The sequence below is a fragment of the Halomonas sp. 1513 genome (assembly GCA_001971685.1).
GTDB lineage: Bacteria > Pseudomonadota > Gammaproteobacteria > Pseudomonadales > Halomonadaceae > Franzmannia.
In genome coordinates this window covers 1,214,320-1,233,067 of sequence record CP019326.1, presented here as the reverse complement: position 1 = coordinate 1,233,067, position 18,748 = coordinate 1,214,320, and the positions used below count along the sequence as shown (strand labels likewise).

The following is an 18,748-nucleotide window of genomic DNA, read 5'->3' as shown; positions in this document are numbered from 1 at the left end:
GCGCATTTCTTTGTAAGCCAATGATTTATCAGCCTATTTCCAAGCCGCCCTGACCAAAGAGATACCTTATGGCCAATCGACTGAGCATAAAGTCGAGCTTTGGCATGGATTTAATTTGTCGACAAAGCGTCTATAATGCAGCCATCTGAATGACGTCGAGCCTGCGGTGATCGATCATTGCCGCCGGCCAGGGCCTTCGGTCACCGCCGAGGGATTCGTTCCGCACCATGCAAGCGAGAGCCCCCATGTCCACACCGACCTATGATGTCCTGATCGTGGGAGGCGGCGTATCCGGCACCGCCCTTATGTATGAACTGGCTCGCTACACCGACCTCAAGGCCATCGGCCTGGTCGAGAAGTACGATCACGTGGCGATCGTCAACTCACACGGCCGCAACAACAGCCAAACTATCCACTGCGGCGACATCGAGACCAACTACACCCTCGACAAGGCCAAGGTGACCAAGCGCACCGCGGGCATGGTGGTCAACTTCGCGACCAAGCTGGCGCCGGAAATGCGCGACAAGATCATCTACAAGTATCCCAAGATGGTCCTCGGCGTCGGCGATACCGAGTGCGACTTCCTGCGTAACCGCTTCACCAAGTTCAAGGAGCTGTTTCCGCAGATGCGCCTGCTCGAGCGCGACGATATCGCCGAGCTGGAGCCCAAACTGGTCGAGGGACGCCCCTCCGAGCAGCCGATCGTGGCGATGGGCTCTACCGACGAATACAGCGCGGTGAACTACACCACCCTCTCCGAAGCGTTCGTCGAGGAGGGTCGCAAGAGCGCCGACGCCAAGGGCATGGCCTACGATGTCCACCTTTCCACCGCGGTGGAGGACATCCAGCAGGACGGCGATCTGTTCAAGGTCAAGACGCCCAACAAGGGCACCCTCAAAGCGCGCTACGTGGTGGTCAGCGCCGGCGGCCACTCGCTGCTATTTGCCCACAAGATGGGCTACGGCCTGGACAAGTCGTGCCTGCCTATGGCCGGCTCCTTCTACTTCACGCCCAAGGTGCTCAACGGTAAGGTCTACACCGTGCAGAACGAGAACCTGCCCTTCGCCGCAGTGCACGGCGACCCGGACGTGCTGGTCGAGGACAAGACCCGCTTCGGCCCCACCGCGCTGATGCTGCCGATGCTGGAGCGCTACAACGGCAAGACCTTCTTCGAGTTCGTCAAGGTGCTGCGCCTCGACCGCAACGTGATCAAGGCGCTGTGGGACCTGATGAAGGTGCGCGACATTCGCCGCTACATCTTCAAGAACTTCCTGTTCGAGGTGCCGGTGCTGCGCGAGCGGCTGTTCCTCAAGGACGTGCAGAAGATCGTGCCCAGCCTCACCGTCAAGGAGGTCAGCTTCGCCAAGGGCTTCGGCGGCGTGCGCCCGCAGCTGATCGACAAGGAGCAGAAGAAGCTGGTGATGGGCGAGGCCAAGATCAATCCGGGTACCGGCATCGTGTTCAACATGACGCCGTCGCCCGGCGGCACCAGCTGCCTGGGCAACGCCGAGAAGGACATGTACCTGGCCCAGGAATTCCTCGGCTTCAACGTCGACAAGGAAGCCTTCGAGCGCGACCTGCTGAGCGGCGAAATTCCGCTCACCGACCTCGAGCGTCCGGCGGCCAGCTCGCTGATGTAAGCCTGCCCGCGCTGCGCACTGCTCTACATGCCCCGGCCCCGGCCGGGGCATGTCGTTTCTCGCGGTCAATTTGCGCTATGCTAGGCTGCGCTTGATTAGCGTCTCCGCCCTCTTCGACTCACCAAGGAAGGCCCATGGTCGTGCGTCGCCCCTCCCCCTCGTTTCTGCTGGCACTGGCCTGCGGCGTGGCGCTGCTGCTGTGGATGCTGTTCGGCGACCTGCAGCGCTTCAGCGCCCAGGCGCCGGAGGCCGAGCCGGCCAGCGATGTCACGCTGTCTCGGGTCGAAGTACAACGCAGCGAGGCCCAGCCTTTCGCGCCCCGGCTGACCGCCCAGGGCCAGCTTGCCGCCTGGCAGGACATCGAGCTGCGCGCGCGCCGCGAGGGCCAGGTCGAGGCGCTGCCGGTGGCCCAGGGCGAGCGAGTCGAGGCCGGCCAGACGCTGCTCGAGCTCGACCGCGAAGACCTGCCTGCCCAGCTGGCCCGCGCCGAGGCCGATCTCGAGCTGGCCCGCGCCGAGCTCGACGGCGCCGACCAGCTGCGCCAGCGCGACCTGGTCTCGCGCACCGAACAGCTGCGCCTGGCCGGTGCGGTCGCCGGCGCGGTGGCCGAGGTCGAGCAGCTGCGCCAGATGCTCTCACACACCCGCCCCACGGCGCCCTTCGCCGGCACCCTCGACCAGCTCGATATCGATCCCGGCGCCACCCTGCAGGTGGGTGAGGTCTACGCGCGGCTGGTCGACGACAGCCGGCTGCGCGCCAGCGCCCATATCGCCCAGCGCGACGCCCTCGACCTCGAGCCCGGACTGCCGGTCAGCGTGCGCCTGCTAGACGGCAGCACCCTCGAGGGCGAGCTCAGCTATGTGGCCAGCCGCGCCGACCAGGGCACCCGCAGTTTCGCGGTCGAGGCGCGTCTCGACAACCCCGACCGCCGGCGCCTGGCCGGGGCCAGCGCCAGCCTGATCATCACCCGCGCCGAACAGCCTGCCCACCGGCTCTCCCCGGCGCTGCTGGTACTCGACGACGCGGGGCAGCTCGGCGTCTACGCCATCGATGACGAGGAGCGCGTGACGATCCACGCGGTGCGCCTGCTGGCCGCCGACAGCCGCGAGGCCTGGGTCACCGGCCTGCCCGATAGCGTCACCCTGATCACCCTGGGCGGTGGCTTCGTCTCGGCCGGACAGCGGGTCGAGCCTGTCCCCGCCGAGGACGATGCCCTGCTCGACGGCGACGATTTGCCTGAGACGCCGAACAGCGGCGGCGCGGTGCACTGAGATGCGAACCCTGATCGAAGCGGCCCTGCAGCGGTCGCGCACCACTCTGTTGTTGCTGGCATTTCTGCTGCTGGCCGGCAGCGCGGCCTACCAGGCGATTCCCAAGGAGGCCAATCCCGACGTCGCGATTCCCATGATCTATGTGTCGCTGAGCCTGGAGGGGGTCAGCCCCGAGGACGGCGAGCGGCTGCTGGTCAGGCCCATGGAGCAGGAGCTGCGCTCGATCGCCGGGGTACGCAAGATGACCTCTCAGTCCAGCGAGGGGCACGCCTCGGTGACGCTGGAGTTCGACGCCGGCTTCGATGCCAACCAGGCCCTGGCCGACGTTCGCGAGCGGGTCGACATCGCGCGCAGCTCGCTGCCCGACGAGGCCGACGAGCCGCGCGTGATGGAGGTCAACGTGGCGCTGTTCCCGGTGCTCTCGATCGGCCTCTCCGGGCCGCTGGAAGAGACCCAGCGGCTGGCGGTGGCGCGCCAGCTCAAGGAGCAGATCGAGGGCATTCCCGAGGTACTCGAGGTGGACATCGGCGGCGAGCGCGAGGACCTGCTGGAGATCGTCGTCGACCCGCTGGTGCTCGACAGCTACGGCGTCGACTTCGACAGCCTGTTCAACATGGTCTCGCGCAACAATCGCCTAGTCGCCGCCGGCAGCCTGGACACCGGCGCCGGACGCATGGCGCTCAAGGTCCCCGGGGTGATCGAGCGCCTCGAGGACGTGATGGGCATGCCGGTCAAGGTCGAGGAGGATCGGGTGGTCACCTTCGGCGATGTGGCGCACATCCGCCCCACCTTCAAGGACCCCGAGGGCTTCGCACGCATCAACGACCAGCCGGCGCTGGTGCTGGAGATATCCAAGCGCGCCGGGGCCAATATCATCGCTACCGTCAACGCCGTGCGCGAGCTGTTCGACGAAGCGGGTCCGCTGCTGCCCGATGGCCTCGAAGTCACCACCATCATGGACGAATCCGAGACCGTCGACGACATGCTCTCGGAGCTGCTCAACAACGTGCTCACCGCGGTAGTGCTGGTGCTGATCGTGATCCTCGCGGTGATGGGACTGCGTGCCGCGCTGATGGTGGGCCTGACCATTCCCGGCGCCTTCCTGACCGGCATCCTGCTGATCTGGTCGGTGGGCTACACCCTCAATATCGTGGTGCTGTTCGCGCTGATTCTGGTCGCCGGGATGCTGGTCGACGGTGCCATCGTGGTCAGCGAGCTGGCCGATCGTCACCTCAGCGCCGGCCAGACACCCAGCGAGTCATGGGCCGGGGCGGCCTCGCGCATGGCCTGGCCGGTGATCGCCTCCACCGCGACCACCCTGGCGGTGTTCTTGCCGCTACTGTTCTGGCCCGGCGTGGTCGGCGAATTCATGAAATACCTGCCGGCCACGGTGATCCTGTGCCTGCTGGCGTCGCTGGCCATGGCGCTGATCTTCCTGCCGACGCTGGGCAGCGTGGTCAGCCGCCGCCAGCCGCGGGCCGCCGACGAACGCCGCGAACCGCGCATCAGCCGTGGCGGACGCCTCTATCGACGCGCGCTGGGCTGGCTGCTGGCCAGGCCCGGCACCACGCTGCTCGCGGCGCTGGGCATCATGGCGCTGGTGTATACCGGCTATGCGCGCTTCAATCACGGCGTCGAGTTCTTCCCCAGCGTCGAGCCCGACAGCGCCCAGGTGCTGGTGCGCGCCCGCGGCGACCTCTCGGCACTCGAGAGGGATGCCGTGGTGCGCCGCGCCGAACAGCGCCTGGCCGGCATGAGTGAGGTTCAGGCCCTCTACGCGCGCTCCTTCGCCGTCGCCAATGACCAACTAGGTCCCGACGTGATCGGCCAGCTCAGCTTTCAGTTCATCGACTGGCAGCAGCGTCGCCCGGCGAGCCAGATTCTTGCCGAGATGCGCGAGCGCACCGCAGACCTGCCCGGGGTGATCTTCGAGTTTCGCGAGCAGGAGCAAGGACCGGCAGGCGGCAAGCCGATCGTGCTCGAAATCAGCGCCCAGGATCCGGCGCTCACCGACCGCGCGGTCGACGAGCTGCGCGCTGCCATGGGCGAGCTGGGCGGCTTCCGCGACATCGAGGACAACCGCAGCCTGCCCGGGGTGGAGTGGCGAATCGAGGTCGACCGCGAAGCGGCCGCCCGCTTCGGCGCCGACGTGGCGGCGGTGGGCAGCGCGGTCCAGCTGGTTACCACCGGCCTGCAGGTGGCCAGCTACCGGCCAGCCGAGGTCACCGACGAGGTCGACATCCGCGTGCGCCTGCCCGAGGCGCATCGCTCGCTGGACCAGCTCCAGGCCATGACCATCAACACCGAACGCGGCCAGGTGCCGATGAGCCACTTCGTCGAGCTGACGCCGGCGCCCAAGGTCGGCAGCCTGCAGCGCATCGACGGCCGCCGCGCCATCACCCTCGAGGCCGACGTGGAGGCCGGCGCCCAGCCCGCGGAGCGGCTGCGCGCACTGGGTGACGCCATGCAGTCGCTGCCCGACGGCGTGCTGGTGAATATCGCCGGCGAGCAGGAGGATCAGCAGGAGACCGCGCAGTTCCTGATCACCGCCTTCGGGGTTGCGATCTTCCTGATGACGCTGATCCTGGTGACCCAGTTCAACAGCCTCTACCAGGCGGCGCTGGTGCTCTCGGCGATCGTGTTCTCCACCGCCGGGGTATTGATCGGCCTGCTGGTCAACGGCCAGCCGTTCGGCATCGTCATGGTGGGCATGGGCATCATCGCCCTGGCGGGGATCGTGGTGAACAACAACATCGTGCTGATCGACACCTACAACCAGCTGCGCCGGGATGGCCTGAGCAGTCCCGAAGCGGCGCTGGAGGCCGGCGGGCTGCGCCTGCGACCGGTGCTGCTGACGGCGATCACCACGGTGCTGGGGCTGCTGCCGATGGTGCTCGGCATCAACGTCAATCTGTTTGCGCCAAGCCTCGGCATTGGCGCGCCCTCGACGCAATGGTGGACACAGCTGTCCAGCGCCATCGCCGGCGGCCTGACCTTCGCCACCGGACTGACGCTGCTGCTGACGCCGTGCATGCTGGTATTGGGGGGTAAAATGTCATCGCGGCGCTGAGGGGCGCCGCGTTAGTCGGGCAGGGTCAGGAGGTGGCGCGCAGACTGGCTTGGGCGCCGGGCGGCGGCGAATGGGCCGCATGCAGGCGACCGATCAGCTGGTCTTCGAGGGCGAAGCGCTCGGTCAGGCCCTTGGCGAGGCGGTCGAGCCAGGCCGGCAGGCGCCCCAGATTGTGCTGACACTTGATCGGCGACGAATAGTCATTGTCGAAGGAGAGCACCAGCTCAGTGGACATGTCGAGACGCTCGAGCAGGCGGTCGGCGATTATCAGCGCCTCGTCGTCATTGAAGGCCGAGGACTCCTCGCGCAGCTGCGGGTAGATCTCGAAGTGCCCGGCGCTGATGTAGTCCATCAGCAGTTCGCTGAAGGTGTCTATCTGCGCCTTGGTCACCGCCTCGAGCTCGATATCACAGGCTTCCTGCAGCTCGACGAAGCTGACCAGCAGTTCGCGGCGCTGATCGAGCCAACGGTCGATCAGGCGATGCACGCCACCCCAGCGTTCCAGGGCCGTCTTGCAATCTTCCAGCATGGGCGCCTCCCTTGCACATCCTGACCCGCCAACAGGGCGGACTGACAGACTCGCGCGACTGGCGAGTCGTGTCAATCCTCCATCGGGTAGGATTTGCCTCAGCCGCGATCGACGCGGAACGACAGCGTGAACGACATGTTCTCGTTGGGGCAGAGGCGCGAGCTGCAGGCCTGGGGCTGGCGCATTTCCAGATAGTAGGTGCCCGCCTCGAGCTGCTCGGCGATGCGGAAGTTGAAGCGCTCGCCGCTCTCGCGATCTTCCGCGATCAGCTGGCCATCGGCGTCCAGCAGCCGGCCGTTGTAGCCACCGGGCAGGCTGCGCATGACCGGCGTGGTGGCACTCAGCACGACGCTGGTGGGACGGTCGAGGGTAAAGCGGAACAGCCTTGAACCGGAGGCCAATTGGCCGTGGTAGGTCTGGCCGGGGCGCAGCTCGGTGGCACGCTCCTGCTGCATGGCGGTAGTCGAGCAGGCCGCCACCAGCAGGGCGATGATCAGCATCAGGGGAAGAGTCAGAAGGCGCATGCCAGGTTCCTTGTATCGGGTTGACGAAAAGCGTATCCGGGTTGCCGGAACGGTAGCATATTTCAGCCCCGGCGCAGCGTCTGAATGCCTCGCACCAGCAGCGCCAGCGGTACGCTGGCCAGCACCACGAAGCCGATCAGCGTCCACCCCGGCAGCGAGATGCCGAGGAACAGGAAGTCGATCTCGGCGCACTCGCCGGAGCCCGACAGCACCCTGGCCAGCACGTCGCGCCACGGCAGGATGTCCATCATGTAGTCGAGCCCCGGGCCGCAGCTCGGCACCTGGTCCGCCGGCAGCGACTGCAGCCACAGGTGGCGCCAGGCCACGCCGATGCCGCCGGCCACCGCCACCAGCCCCAGGCCGCCATACACGATCATGCCGGCGCCGCGCGGGTTGTGCAGCGCCGCCACCAGCAGTACCGCCGCCGCCGCCAGGACCGCAACGCGCTGGAAGATGCACAGCGGGCAGGGCTCGAGCCCAGCGCCGTGCTCGAGCAGCAGCGCCACGGCCATCATCAGGGTACAGAACGCGAGCCCGACAAGGCTCCATTGCCGCGCCGACAGCGCCTTGAGAGTTGAGGTCACACGAGATCCCCGAATGGTGTCATGGTGGCGAACTCAGACGGCGCGGGCCGCCCGAGGTTCACGTGCACGGGTGAAATAACCGTCGAGGAAGGCACTGAAGCTTTCGCGATCGGCGGTCTCGATCTCCGCCTGCTGGCGGTGCGAGGTGTCGATGAGTTCATCGAACAGCGCCCGGCGGGCGGCGTCCATCGGCTCCTGGCGGAACTGGTCGGCCTGCTCCCGGGCCAGCGCCAGCATCACCTCGGCGAAGCTTTCGCCGCGCGCCTGGAGACGCGACATGACGCGCCCCGAAGGCGTCAGGTCAGGATCGTCGAGCAGCGGCGCCAGCCCGCGTACCGCCTCGCCGTGCGGGCTGCCGGCCTCGTGGATGTCGAGCAGCTCGGCGACGGCCTCGAGCTCGGCGAAGATCTCGGCCCCGCGCTCGGCCACCGAGCGCAGCTCGCCGTCGATGCTCAAGCGCATCGCCGGGTCGCGGCCACGCTCCACCACCAGCCGGCGGTTGTCGTCGAGGTGGTCGCACTCGTCGTCGGGGATCCACGGGCTGTCCGCCAGCAGGCACCACATCAGGAAGGTGTCCAGGAAGTGCATCTGGGCGGCATCGACCCCGAGTGGCAGGAACGGGTTGAGATCCAGGCAGCGCACCTCGATGTACTCCACCCCGCGCGCCTCCAGCGCCTGGCTGGGCGTCTCGTCATGACGCGCCACGCGCTTGGGGCGGATGTCGCTGTAGTACTCGTTCTCGATCTGCAGGATGTTGGCGTTGAGCTGCTGCCACTGATTGCCCTGCCTGACGCCCAGCGACTGGTACGGCGCCCAGGGCGTGGAGATCGCATGGCGCAGGGTGCCGACATAGTTCGACAGCGAGTTGAAGCAGATCTTGAGCTGCTCCTGGACCTTGTTCTGGTAGCCGAGTCCCGACATGCGCAGGGTGGTGGCGTAGGGCGCCAGCAGGGTATCGCGGCCGTGGGCCTCGAGCCAATCGGGGCCCGGCTTGCCGTCCAGAAAGCTGCGGTCGATGGCCGGCGAGGCGCCGAACAGGTACATCAGCAGCCAGCTGTTGCGGCGGAAGTGGCGTATCAGCCCGAAGTAGCGGCTCGAACGGTAGTCGGCGTCCGACGAGGCCGCGGTGTCCGACGACAGCGGATCGATCTCGCGCAGCAGCGGCCACAGGTCGTCGGGCAGCGACACGTTGTAGTGGACCCCGGCGATGGCCTGCATGATGCGCCCGTAGCGCACATCGAGCCCCTTGCGGTAGACGTGCTTCATGGTGCCGACGTTGGAGCTGCCGTAGTCGGCGATCGGCACGCTGTCATTGCCGTCAAGCCGCGCCGGCATGCTGGCCGGCCAGATCAGCTCATCGCCGAGGTGGCGATAGCTGAAGCGATGCAGGTCACCGAGAAAGCCCAGCGCATCAACCGGCCGGCAATACACCGGCGTGATGTACTCGAGCAGTGCCTCGGAGTAGTCGGTGGTGATATGCGGGTGGGTAAGCTTCGAGCCCAGCGCATGGGGGTGCGGCGTGTCGGCAATGCGGCCACCGGCATCGACGCGCAGTCCCTCTTTCTCGATGCCGCGGCGCAGGCGACCGATCTGGCCCTCACGGGCCGGCGCCTTGAGCCGGGCGATGACGGAAGCGAGTTGCTCGGACAAGGTAAACACCCCATGGCATGGAAGGATGGGGCCCGGCCCCTCTTCGCTGATGAAACGGGGCGAGCGTCGGGAAGCCCGCGACGCTCGCATAAGTGACACATTATGGTGCCTGGTCGAGACCTTTCAAGGCGCGAGGCGTGAAAGGTGTTTTGCCAGTCGGGCACTACTTGCCCTTGCGACGCGCCTGCAGCAGCGCGGCACCCAGCGCGCCGACCTCGCCCTCGGCCTGGCCCTTGCCCTGCTGGGGGGAGCGCGATTCGCGCTTGCGCGCAGGCTTGTCGGTGGCCGGCTGACGCCCTCTACCACGGTTCTGCTGCTCCTCCGGCCGGTCGTCGAGGCGCATCGAGAGGCCGATCCGCGCGCGCTCCAGATCGACGCTCATCACCTTGACCTTGACGATATCCCCGGCCTTGACCACCGAGCGCGGGTCGTCGACGAATTTGTTCGACAGCGCCGAGATATGCACCAGGCCATCCTGATGCACGCCGACATCGACGAAGGCGCCAAAGTGGGTGACGTTGGTCACCGTGCCCTCGAGCAGCATGCCGACCTCGAGGTCCTTGAGCGTCTCGACCCCCTCGCGGAACTCGGCGGCCTTGAACTCGGGACGCGGATCGCGGCCCGGCTTGTCGAGCTCCTTGAGGATGTCGCTGACGGTGGGCACGCCGAAGCGCTCATCGGCGAAGTCCGCCGGCTTCAGCGACGTGAGCGTGGCGCTGTCGCCGATCAGGCCGGCCAGCGGCCGCCCGCTGCGCTCGGCAATGCGCTCGACCAGCGGATACGCCTCGGGGTGCACGGCGCTGGCATCCAACGGGTTGTCGCCGTCCCTGATGCGCAGGAAGCCGGCACACTGCTCGAAGGTCTTGGGCCCCAGCCGGCTGACCTCGAGCAGCGCGCGGCGGCTGCTGAAGGCGCCCTCGCTGTTACGCCGCGCGACGATGTTCTCGGCCAGCCCCAGGTTGAGCCCGGAGACCCGCGACAGCAGCGCCACGGAGGCCATGTTGAGGTCGACGCCCACGGCGTTGACGCAGTCCTCGATCACCGCCTCCAGGCTGCGCGACAGCTGCACCTGGGAGACGTCGTGCTGATACTGGCCGACGCCGATCGACTTGGGCTCGATCTTGACCAGCTCGCCGAGCGGGTCCTGCAGGCGCCGGGCGATGGAGACCGCACCGCGAATGGTGACGTCGAGGTCGGGAAATTCACGGGCGGCGTACTCCGAGGCCGAATAGACCGAGGCCCCGGCCTCGCTGACCATGACCTTGGCCAGCGGGCGCGGCGCCAGGCGCTTGATCAGCTCGCCGGCCAGCTTGTCGGTCTCGCGGCTGGCGGTGCCGTTGCCCACCGCGATCAGCGCCACGCCGTGGCGCTCGACCAGCTTGCCGAGCACCGCCAGCGCCTCGTCCCAGCGCTTCTGCGGCGCGTGGGGATAGATGGTGGCGTGCTCGAGGAACTGGCCGGTGGCGTCCACCACCGCGACCTTGCAGCCGGTACGCAGGCCGGGGTCGATGGCCAGGGTCGCCTTGGGCCCGGCCGGCGCCGCCAGCAGCAGGTCCTTGAGGTTGGCGGCGAAGACCTCGATCGCCTCGAGCTCGGCGCGCTCGCGCAGGCGCCCCATCAGCTCGGTCTCTAGGTGGGTGTAGAGCTTGACCCGCCAGGTCCAGCGCACCACCTCGGCGAGCCACTTGTCGGCGGCGCGCCCCTGATCGCGAATGCCCAGGTGCTTGGCGATGGCCACCTGGGCCGGATGCAGCGGCGCCTCGTCTTCACCGGGCAGCTTGATGGCCAGGCTCAGCACGCCTTCGTTGCGGCCGCGGAACATCGCCAGGGCGCGGTGCGAGGGGGTCTTGGCCAGGGCTTCGTCGTGCTCGAAGTAGTCGGAGAACTTGGCGCCCTGCTGTTCCTGGCCGGCGATCACCCGCGCACTCAACTGGCCCTCGGCCCACAGCCGCTCGCGCAGTTTGCCGACCAGCTCGGCCTCTTCGGCGAAGCGCTCCATGAGGATCTGCTTGGCGCCGTCCAGCGCCGCCTTGGCATCCTCGACCGCCGGCGTTTCGCCCTCGGCGGGACGCAGGTAGCGACTGGCCTCGGACTCCGGGTCCAGGCTCGGGTCGGCGAGCAGGGCGTCGGCCAGCGGCTCGAGGCCCGCCTCGCGGGCGATCTGGGCCTTGGTACGGCGCTTCTTCTTGTAGGGCAGGTAGAGATCTTCGAGGCGCTGCTTGGTCTCGGCTGCCTCGATCTGGCGCTTGAGGCCGTCATCCAGCTTGCCCTGCTCGTCGATGGCGGCGAGCACCGCGGCGCGGCGCTCCTCGAGCTCGCGCAGATAGACCAGGCGCTCGTCGAGCTGACGCAGCTGGGTGTCGTCGAGGCCGCCGGTGACCTCCTTGCGGTAGCGCGAGATGAAGGGCACGGTAGCCCCACCGTCGAGCAGCTCTACCGTGGCCGAAACCTGCTGGGGGCGGACGCCGAGTTCGTCGGCGAGGCGGGCGATAATAGCGGCGTATGCGTCCATGACATCCTTGATGTAGCAACGACAAAAGATCGCGCCAAGGTATCACAAGCGCCTGCCACGCGGCAGCCGTATCGGCGTTGCTGCAGGGCTATCGCCGATACGCCGCACTGCTCGTACCTGGCCCCCTCACTGACCGGCAACCGGGAGTGCTGCCGCACTGCCGGGGCCTCAGCGGCCGGCGCGGTTGCGCTCCAGGGCGTTACGATACACCGCCAGCAGGCGATAGAAGCCGTGCACGAACTTGCCGTAGGGCATGGTGATGAATAGCGCCATGACCACCCCCAGGTGCACCACCAGCATCACCCCCATGGCCGACGTCTCGCGCAGTAGCATCAGCGCCAGGCCGGTGAAGCCGGTCAGCCACAGCAGCGCGATGAAGGCCACGTCCATGCCCATCTGGCGGACGTCGGCGGTGTCCGGGTCGCGGACCAGCTTGAGGTACAGCAGCCCCGCCGGGCCGATCAGCAGGCCGATGCCGCCCAGGGTGCCGAACAGCTTGGGCAGGCTGGTGAAGTCGTAGGGTGCCTGCCAGCCGAACACGTAGTGATAGATGGTGCCGGTGACGGTGGCGGCGAAGCTGAGCATGAAACCGTAGAACGTGAAGTGGTGGAAGCGCCGCCGCCAGTGAGAGTGGTAGGCGTCGGGATAGGTGCAGCCTACCTCGCCCTGGCCGTGCAGGTGCTTGAGCGAGAAGGTCTCCTTGAGCGCCTGCCGCCAGCTTTCGCCATCGCGCAGCCCGGCCACGCCCTCGCCGCTCTCGCGCCAGAAGCGCAGCATCCCCATCACCAGCGCCAGCAGCACGAAGAGCGATACCGAGCCGAAGGTCACCACCATCACGTTGTGCGGCATCAGCGCGTAGAAATCACCGCCGTGCTGGGTGGTGACCAGGGCCGCCAGCCCGCCGTTGAGACCGACCGCAATCAGCAGCAGCAGGGTCACCCCCACCGCCAGCGCCAGGGCGGCGAGCAGGCCGTTGCGGTCGAACAGCTTCGCCAGCGGCCCCGGCCAGGCGTAATCACGGTAGGATTCGGCGCGCAGCTTGGCCATCGACTGCGGTACGTTGACGGCGAATTCATGGGGCGGCGCGTACTGGCAGGCGTAGTAGCACTCGCCGCAGTTGTGACAGAGGTTGGCCAGGTACTTGAGATCCTCGGGGGTGAAGGCGCGGCGCCGCTCCATGGCCGGGAACACCGGGCAGAACCCCTCGCAATACCGGCAGGCATTGCAGATCGTCATGTTGTTGCGGGTTTCCTCGATCAGTGCCTCAATCTTTTGCATAGCTGCCTGCCTCTGTGCCTGCGATGCGGCCGAACACGGTGCCGATGGTCATGCCGAAGCCGGCGACGTAGCCCTGCCCGAGAATGTTGCCGGCCATGATCTCGCCGGCCAGGAAGACGTTGTCGGCCAGCTCACCGCTGTCCATGTACATGCGCGCCTTGGCGTCGACCTCGGCGCCCAGGTAGGTGAAGGTGATGCCGGTGCGCAGCGGATAGCCGTAGAACGGCGGCTCGTCGATACGCTGCGCCCAGTGGGTCTTCTCGGGCGTGATGCCCCGAGTGTGGCAGTCGTCGAGCACGCTGTGGTCGAAGTGGCCGGGCTGCACCGCGGCATTGAACTCATCCACGGTATTGCGCACCGCGTCGACCGGCAGCTCGAGTTTGGCTGCCAGTTCCTCGAGGGTATCGGCCTGCTCGGGGGGAAACACCGAGGGCATGAATCGCCCCTGGGCCTTGGCATCGGTGATCGAGTAGCCCACCTGCCCCGGCTGCTTGGCGATCAGCCGCCCCCAGATGGCGTAGCGCTTGGGCCAGAAGTCCTCGCCCTCGTCGTAGAAGCGCTCGCCGTCGCGGTTGACCACGATGCCCAGCGATACGCAGTCGACGCGGGTGACGATACCGCCGTCATACTTGGGTGCTCGGGCGTCGATGGCCACTGCATGGCCCTGGGTCGGATCGCCGATGATCTTGGCGCCGTTATCGATCAGCGCGCGCAGCATCTTGCCCTGGTTGAAGCGGGTGCCGCGGATCAGGAAGTTGCGCGACACCTCCCCCCAGGCCTCTTCCAGCCACGCCTGGTTTGACTCGAAGCCCCCCGAGGCGATCACCACCGCCTTGGCACTGACCTTGCGCGGCGAACCGTTGTAGTTGACCAGCGCGTGGTCGAAACGCTTGCCGTCGAACACCAGCTGCTCGGCTTCGGCCTCGTAGAGAATCGTCACCCCCAGGCGCTCGGCGGCCTGGTAGTAGGTGTTGACCAGCGCCTTGCCGCCGCCCAGGAAGAAGGCGTTGGTGCGCCCCAGGTGCAGGGTGCCGCCCAGCGACGGCTGGAAGCGCACGCCGTAGCTTTTCATCCAGTCGGTGCAGGTTTCCGAGGCGCGAATCACGTGGCGCGCCAGGGCCTCGTTGGTGATGCCGCCGGTGACCCGCCACACGTCGTCGAAGAACTCATCCTCGAGGTAGGCATCGCTGAGCACATCGGTGGGCTCGCGATGCATGCAGCGCAGGTTGCGGGTATGAATGCTGTTGCCGCCCCGCCACTTGTGCGGCGCACTCTCCAACAGCAACACGCTGGCGCCCTGCTCGCGAGCCGACAGCGCGGCGCATAGCGCAGCGTTGCCGCCGCCGATTACCAGCACGTCATGCCGCGTCAGGTCGGCCTCGCTGAGTCGCTCTCCGGTCGATGACAACATCCTGATCCCCTCGTCTTAATAAATACAAATGTATCCACTAGTGTTCAAAATGACAAGTGGTGTTCTCTGGCATACCATGACCCGACATCATTCATGCAATTCGAGGCTCCCAAGCCATGGCAGAGCGCAAGCCACGCAAGAGCGCCACGACGGCGGCCAACCAGCGCGGCGAGCCGCGCAGCGAACAGGCGTATCGCTATATCATCGACGCCATCAAGGACGGCAGCCTGCCACCCGGCACGCGCATTCGCGAAGTGGAACTGGCCGAACGCATCGGCCTCAGCCGCACGCCGGTGCGCGAAGCACTCAACCGTCTGCAGCTCGAGGGTCTCGTCGCCAACGACCCGGCCCGTGGCACCATCATCACCGAGCTCGATCACGGCATGATCAGCGAGCTGTATGCCATGCGCGAGGTGCTGGAAGGCACCGCCGCGGGGCTCGCTGCGCAGCACGCCTCAGAGGTGGAAATCGCCTTCCTGCGCGAGATCAGCGAGCGCGACGCACGCTTGAGCGACACCGCTGACCTGGTAAAGAACAACAAGCTGTTCCACAGCACCCTGTATCGCTGCGGTCACAACCGCTACCTGCTGAAAATGCTGAATTCGCTACAGGAGTCGATGATGCTGCTCGGCCGCAGCACCCTGGCCAAGCCAGGCCGTGCCGAGACCGCGCGCAGCGAGCATCGCGCGATCATCGACGCGCTCGAGGCCCGCGACCCGGAAGCCGCCGAGCGCCTCGCCCGCACCCACATCCGCGAGGCCTACAAGGTCCGCCTCGAGGCGCTCTTCGAGAGCTACGACGACTAGACGCAGCCGTCAGGTGCGGATCGCGAAGGGGTCACGGGCCTCGCTCGACAGGTCGATCATCAGGTTCTTGATCTCGAGATATTCGTCCAGCGCATGCAGGCCCCGCTCGCGGCCAATACCGCTGGCCTTGACGCCACCGAACGGCGCCTGGGCGGCGCTGGTTCGATAGGTATTGACCCACACCCCGCCCACCTCGAGACGCCTTGCCACACGGTGCGCCCGCGCCAGGTTCTGGGTCCACAGGCCGGCGACCAGGCCATAGGCGGTGCCGTTGGCGATGCCAATGGCCTCGTCCTCGGTGTCGAACGGAATGATCGCCAGCACCGGCCCAAACACCTCCTCCTGAGCCAGCTCGGCGTCCGGCGCCACCTCGGTGAACACCGTGGGCTCGATGAAGTAGCCGCGCGCATAGGCCTCGCCCTGCGGCACACCACCGCCCACCGCCAAGCTGGCGCCCTGGTCGCGGGCTCGCTGGATAAAGGCTTGCACCCGCTGATGCTGGGCCTGGGTCGCCACGGGCCCCATCTCGGTGGCCTCGTCGCGGGGATCACCGACGCGAATCGCCCGGGCGCGCTCGCACACCTGGGCCACCACCCGATCGTAGATCTCGCGCTGCACCAGCAGCCGCGAGCCGGCGATGCAGGTCTGGCCGGCGGCGGCGAATATCCCCGCTACAGCGCCGGTCACGGCCTGTTCGAGGTCGGCATCGGCGAACACGATATTGGCCGACTTGCCGCCCAATTCCAGGGTCACCGGCGTCAGGTGCTCGGCCGCCACCCGCGAGATCGCCTTGCCGGTGGCGGTGCCCCCCGTGAAGCTGATCAGGTCGATGCCGGGGTGACCGGTGAGCGCCGCGCCGACGCTGCCGTCGCCGGTCACCACGTTGACCACCCCGGCGGGGAAGCCGGCCCGCTCGCACAGCTCGGCGAAGGCCAGGGTGGTCACGCTGGCCATTTCAGACGGCTTGATCACTACCGTGCAGCCCGCCGCCAGCGCCGGTGCCAGCTTGTTGGCGAGTATCGCCATCGGCGAATTCCAGGAGGTGATCAAGGCCGCGACACCGCGCGGCTCACGGGTGGTGAAGTCGACCAGCTCGGGGCGGTCCAGCGGGATGCTCTCGCCGTGAAGCTTGTCGGCCCAGCCGGCGAAGTAGCGGTAGTTGCGCGCCGCGAAGCGCATCTGCACGCGGGTCTCGCGAATCACCTTGCCGTTGTCGGTGGTCTCGAGCTGGGCCATGCGCTCGGCGTCGGCCTCGAGCAGCTCGGCCAGGCGCTGCATCAGCGTGGCGCGGGTCAAGCCGTTGGTGTGTTTCCAGCCGCTGTCGAAGGCTTCGCGGGCCGCCGCTACCGCCGCGTCGACGTCTGCGCTGCTGGCCTGGGGAAGGTGCGCCCAGGGTTGCTGGTCGACCGGGTTGATGGCCGGGAAGGTAGCGCCATCGGCGGCATCCCGCCAGGCGCCGCCGATATACAGTTGGTAGGTGGTTGGCACGCAGGGACCTCCTGGTTCTCGGGTGCTAAGAGGGGGTTGCTCTCAGCGAAATGGGTCGAAGAAATAGCCTACCGGCCAGCGCATATTGAAGGCCTCGGTCAGGCCGAAGAGCGCCGCCATCAATAGCGCCACGCCGATCAGGGAGGCCAGCCAGCTCATCTTGCCGACCAGCCGGCAGAAGGCGACGGTAAAGAGTGCCGCCGAGGCCATCAGGCCAATCAGGTAGATACCCACGTAGAGCGCTGCCAGCCAGGCCAGATAGGGAGCGGTACGGCGGAATTTGGCCCCCCACAGCGGTTCGTTACCGGTATCGCCGACATGCTGCCCCTCTGGTGCAGCAGTGTCGCTGGCCTGCGCGCCACGAAAGCGGCGCACAGTGAGCACGGCTTCGACGCTTAGCAGCGCCAGCACGGCGATCGCCACCACCTGGGGCATCAGCCGCGCATTGAAGGGGTAGCCTGCAGCCATGTAGAGGGCCACCACCATCACGCCGGCCAGTATGCTGATAAACAGCATCTCTTCACGTAGTCGCTGTGACATCAGTTCTCTCCCAGGCCCTTGCGTTTGGCGCGCACCCCCGCCACCACCACGCCTACCGCGAGTACGCCGATGATGATGACGATGGGGTCGGTCAGCCACGACCAGCCATAGCGCGAGGCCGAAATGGTCAGGTAGCGCTCGATGCTCGGTGCCAGCACGAAACCGATCAGCACCGGTGCACGCGGCCAGTCATAGGTCTTGAGCAGCCAGCCGAACAGGCCGATGACGATGAAGGCGATCAGGTCGCCCCACTGGTTGGTGTTCTGATAGGCGCCGACCATCATCACGATCAGTAGGAAGGGCGCGAACTTGGCAGCCGGAATGGTGCTCAGGCGCGCGATGGGGCGCGACAGCAGGAAGCAGGCGAAGGCACCCACCACGTTGGCCAGGGCCAGGGTCCAGACGATGGTCAAAGTGATCGAGAGATCCGAGGTCAGCATCGAGGGGCCCGGCTGAATGCCCAGCAGTATCAGGCCACCCAGCAGTACTGCAGTGGTCCCGCTGCCGGGTATGCCGAATAGCATGGTGGGGATCAGCGAGCCCCCCTCCTTGGCATTGTTGGAACTCTCGGGCGCGATCACCCCGCGCACATCGCCCTTGCCGAAGCCGCTCTTGTCCTTGGCGCTCTGCACCGCCTGGCCATAGGAGAGCCAGTCGACCACCGAACCGCCCAGGCCGGGAATCGCCCCCACGGCGACCCCGAGCGCTGCCGAGCGCAGCACCAGCCAGCGGTTGCGGAAGGTGTCGCGCACGCCGTCCTTCCAACCGCTGGAGACCTCCTTGACCTTGGAGACAGCGCGGTTGTCGGCCAGCAGATCAATGATCTCCGGCACCGCGAACAGGCCCATGGCGAGGATCGCCAGCGGAATGCCGTCCATCAGATAGACGCTGTCGCCAACGAAGCGGAAGGTCACCGTGGAGGGGGCCGAGCCGAGCATGGCGATCATGATGCCGATCAGGGTGGCGAGAATACCTCGGAACGGATACTTGCCGGCCAGCAGGCCGACGACGCACAGGCCGAGTACGGTGAGCATGAACAGGTGGGGGGATTGGAAGGCCAGCACCAGAGGGCGGGCAATCGGCAAGATGGCAAACAGCACCAGCGCACCGACCAGGCCGCCAATCAGCGAGGCGCTGAAGGCCGCGCTCAGGGCGCGGCCTGCCTTGCCCTGCTGGGCCATGGGGTAGCCATCGAGGATGGTGGCCTGGGACCCCGCCGAGCCGGGCACCCCGATCAGGATACTCGGGAAGGTATCGGCAGTGGCAATCACCGCCGCCATGCCGATCAGCATCGCCGTGGCAGCGTGCGGATCCATGCCATAGACGAATGGCAACAACAGAGACATGCCCACGACGCCCCCCAGTCCGGGGAGAATGCCTACCACCAACCCCACGCTGATGCCTAACAGCATGAACACCAGACGGGATGGATCGAGGACCAGCGC

General features: G+C 67.0%; 14 protein-coding genes. 4 read left to right on the top strand and 10 right to left on the bottom strand.

Annotation, left to right across the window (positions count from 1 at the left end; all coding sequences use genetic code 11):
- Positions 1-245 precede the first annotated feature (245 nt).
- The 3 genes from BWR19_05665 to BWR19_05655 all read left to right on the top strand — a co-directional run bounded on the left by BWR19_05665 (position 246) and on the right by BWR19_05655 (position 5,981).
- Complete coding sequence (locus BWR19_05665) at positions 246-1,640, top strand: malate:quinone oxidoreductase (GenBank protein ID APX92469.1); 1,395 nt, start codon at positions 246-248, stop codon at positions 1,638-1,640.
- 134 nt (positions 1,641-1,774) lie between these two features.
- The gene (locus BWR19_05660; GenBank protein ID APX92468.1) at positions 1,775-2,911 is read left to right on the top strand and encodes an efflux transporter periplasmic adaptor subunit; all 1,137 of its coding nucleotides are present in this window, start codon (positions 1,775-1,777) and stop codon (positions 2,909-2,911) included.
- Position 2,912: 1 nt separating this feature from the next.
- Positions 2,913-5,981, top strand: a complete 3,069-nt coding sequence (locus BWR19_05655) for an MFS transporter (protein ID APX92467.1) — start codon at positions 2,913-2,915, stop codon at positions 5,979-5,981.
- A gap of 25 nt (positions 5,982-6,006) precedes the next feature.
- Here the strand turns inward: BWR19_05655 and BWR19_05650 are convergent, their stop codons facing one another.
- From BWR19_05650 to BWR19_05620, 7 genes are all read right to left on the bottom strand, one after another.
- Positions 6,007-6,510, bottom strand: coding sequence for an anti-RNA polymerase sigma 70 factor (locus BWR19_05650; GenBank protein APX92466.1), 504 nt, complete (start codon positions 6,508-6,510; stop codon positions 6,007-6,009).
- 98 nt (positions 6,511-6,608) lie between these two features.
- Complete coding sequence (locus tag BWR19_05645; GenBank protein APX92465.1) at positions 6,609-7,034, bottom strand: hypothetical protein; 426 nt, start codon at positions 7,032-7,034, stop codon at positions 6,609-6,611.
- A 62-nt stretch (positions 7,035-7,096) separates the two neighbouring features.
- Complete coding sequence (locus tag BWR19_05640) at positions 7,097-7,618, bottom strand: disulfide bond formation protein B (protein ID APX92464.1); 522 nt, start codon at positions 7,616-7,618, stop codon at positions 7,097-7,099.
- 33 nt (positions 7,619-7,651) lie between these two features.
- Positions 7,652-9,277 (bottom strand): glutamate--cysteine ligase, encoded by a 1,626-nt coding sequence (locus BWR19_05635; GenBank protein ID APX92463.1) that lies wholly within the window; start codon positions 9,275-9,277, stop codon positions 7,652-7,654.
- Between the two features lie 154 nt (positions 9,278-9,431).
- Positions 9,432-11,780 carry an RNA-binding transcriptional accessory protein gene (locus tag BWR19_05630; protein APX92462.1) on the bottom strand — a complete coding sequence of 783 codons (2,349 nt, stop codon included), beginning with the start codon at positions 11,778-11,780 and terminating at the stop codon, positions 9,432-9,434.
- A 168-nt stretch (positions 11,781-11,948) separates the two neighbouring features.
- Complete coding sequence (locus tag BWR19_05625; GenBank protein APX92461.1) at positions 11,949-13,058, bottom strand: hypothetical protein; 1,110 nt, start codon at positions 13,056-13,058, stop codon at positions 11,949-11,951.
- Entirely contained in the window at positions 13,045-14,469 is a 1,425-nt protein-coding gene (locus BWR19_05620) for an FAD-binding dehydrogenase (protein APX92460.1), read from the bottom strand. The genes BWR19_05625 and BWR19_05620 overlap by 14 nt, the downstream gene beginning before the upstream one ends.
- Positions 14,470-14,585: 116 nt before the next feature.
- On the opposite strand from BWR19_05620, the gene BWR19_05615 reads away from it, so the two are divergent.
- A complete protein-coding gene (locus BWR19_05615) occupies positions 14,586-15,275 on the top strand; it encodes a GntR family transcriptional regulator (protein ID APX92459.1) in 690 nt (229 codons plus the stop codon).
- 9 nt (positions 15,276-15,284) lie between these two features.
- Here BWR19_05615 and BWR19_05610 read toward each other — a convergent pair whose 3' ends face one another.
- The 3 genes from BWR19_05610 to BWR19_05600 are packed head-to-tail and all read right to left on the bottom strand — an operon-like array spanning position 15,285 to position 18,715.
- On the bottom strand, positions 15,285-16,763 hold the full coding sequence (locus tag BWR19_05610; protein APX92458.1) for a carnitine dehydratase: 1,479 nt from the start codon (positions 16,761-16,763) through the stop codon (positions 15,285-15,287).
- A gap of 42 nt (positions 16,764-16,805) precedes the next feature.
- On the bottom strand, positions 16,806-17,303 hold the full coding sequence (locus BWR19_05605) for a hypothetical protein (GenBank protein APX92457.1): 498 nt from the start codon (positions 17,301-17,303) through the stop codon (positions 16,806-16,808).
- Positions 17,303-18,715 (bottom strand): hypothetical protein, encoded by a 1,413-nt coding sequence (locus tag BWR19_05600; protein ID APX94913.1) that lies wholly within the window; start codon positions 18,713-18,715, stop codon positions 17,303-17,305. The genes BWR19_05605 and BWR19_05600 overlap by 1 nt, the downstream gene beginning before the upstream one ends.
- Positions 18,716-18,748: the final 33 nt, after the last annotated feature.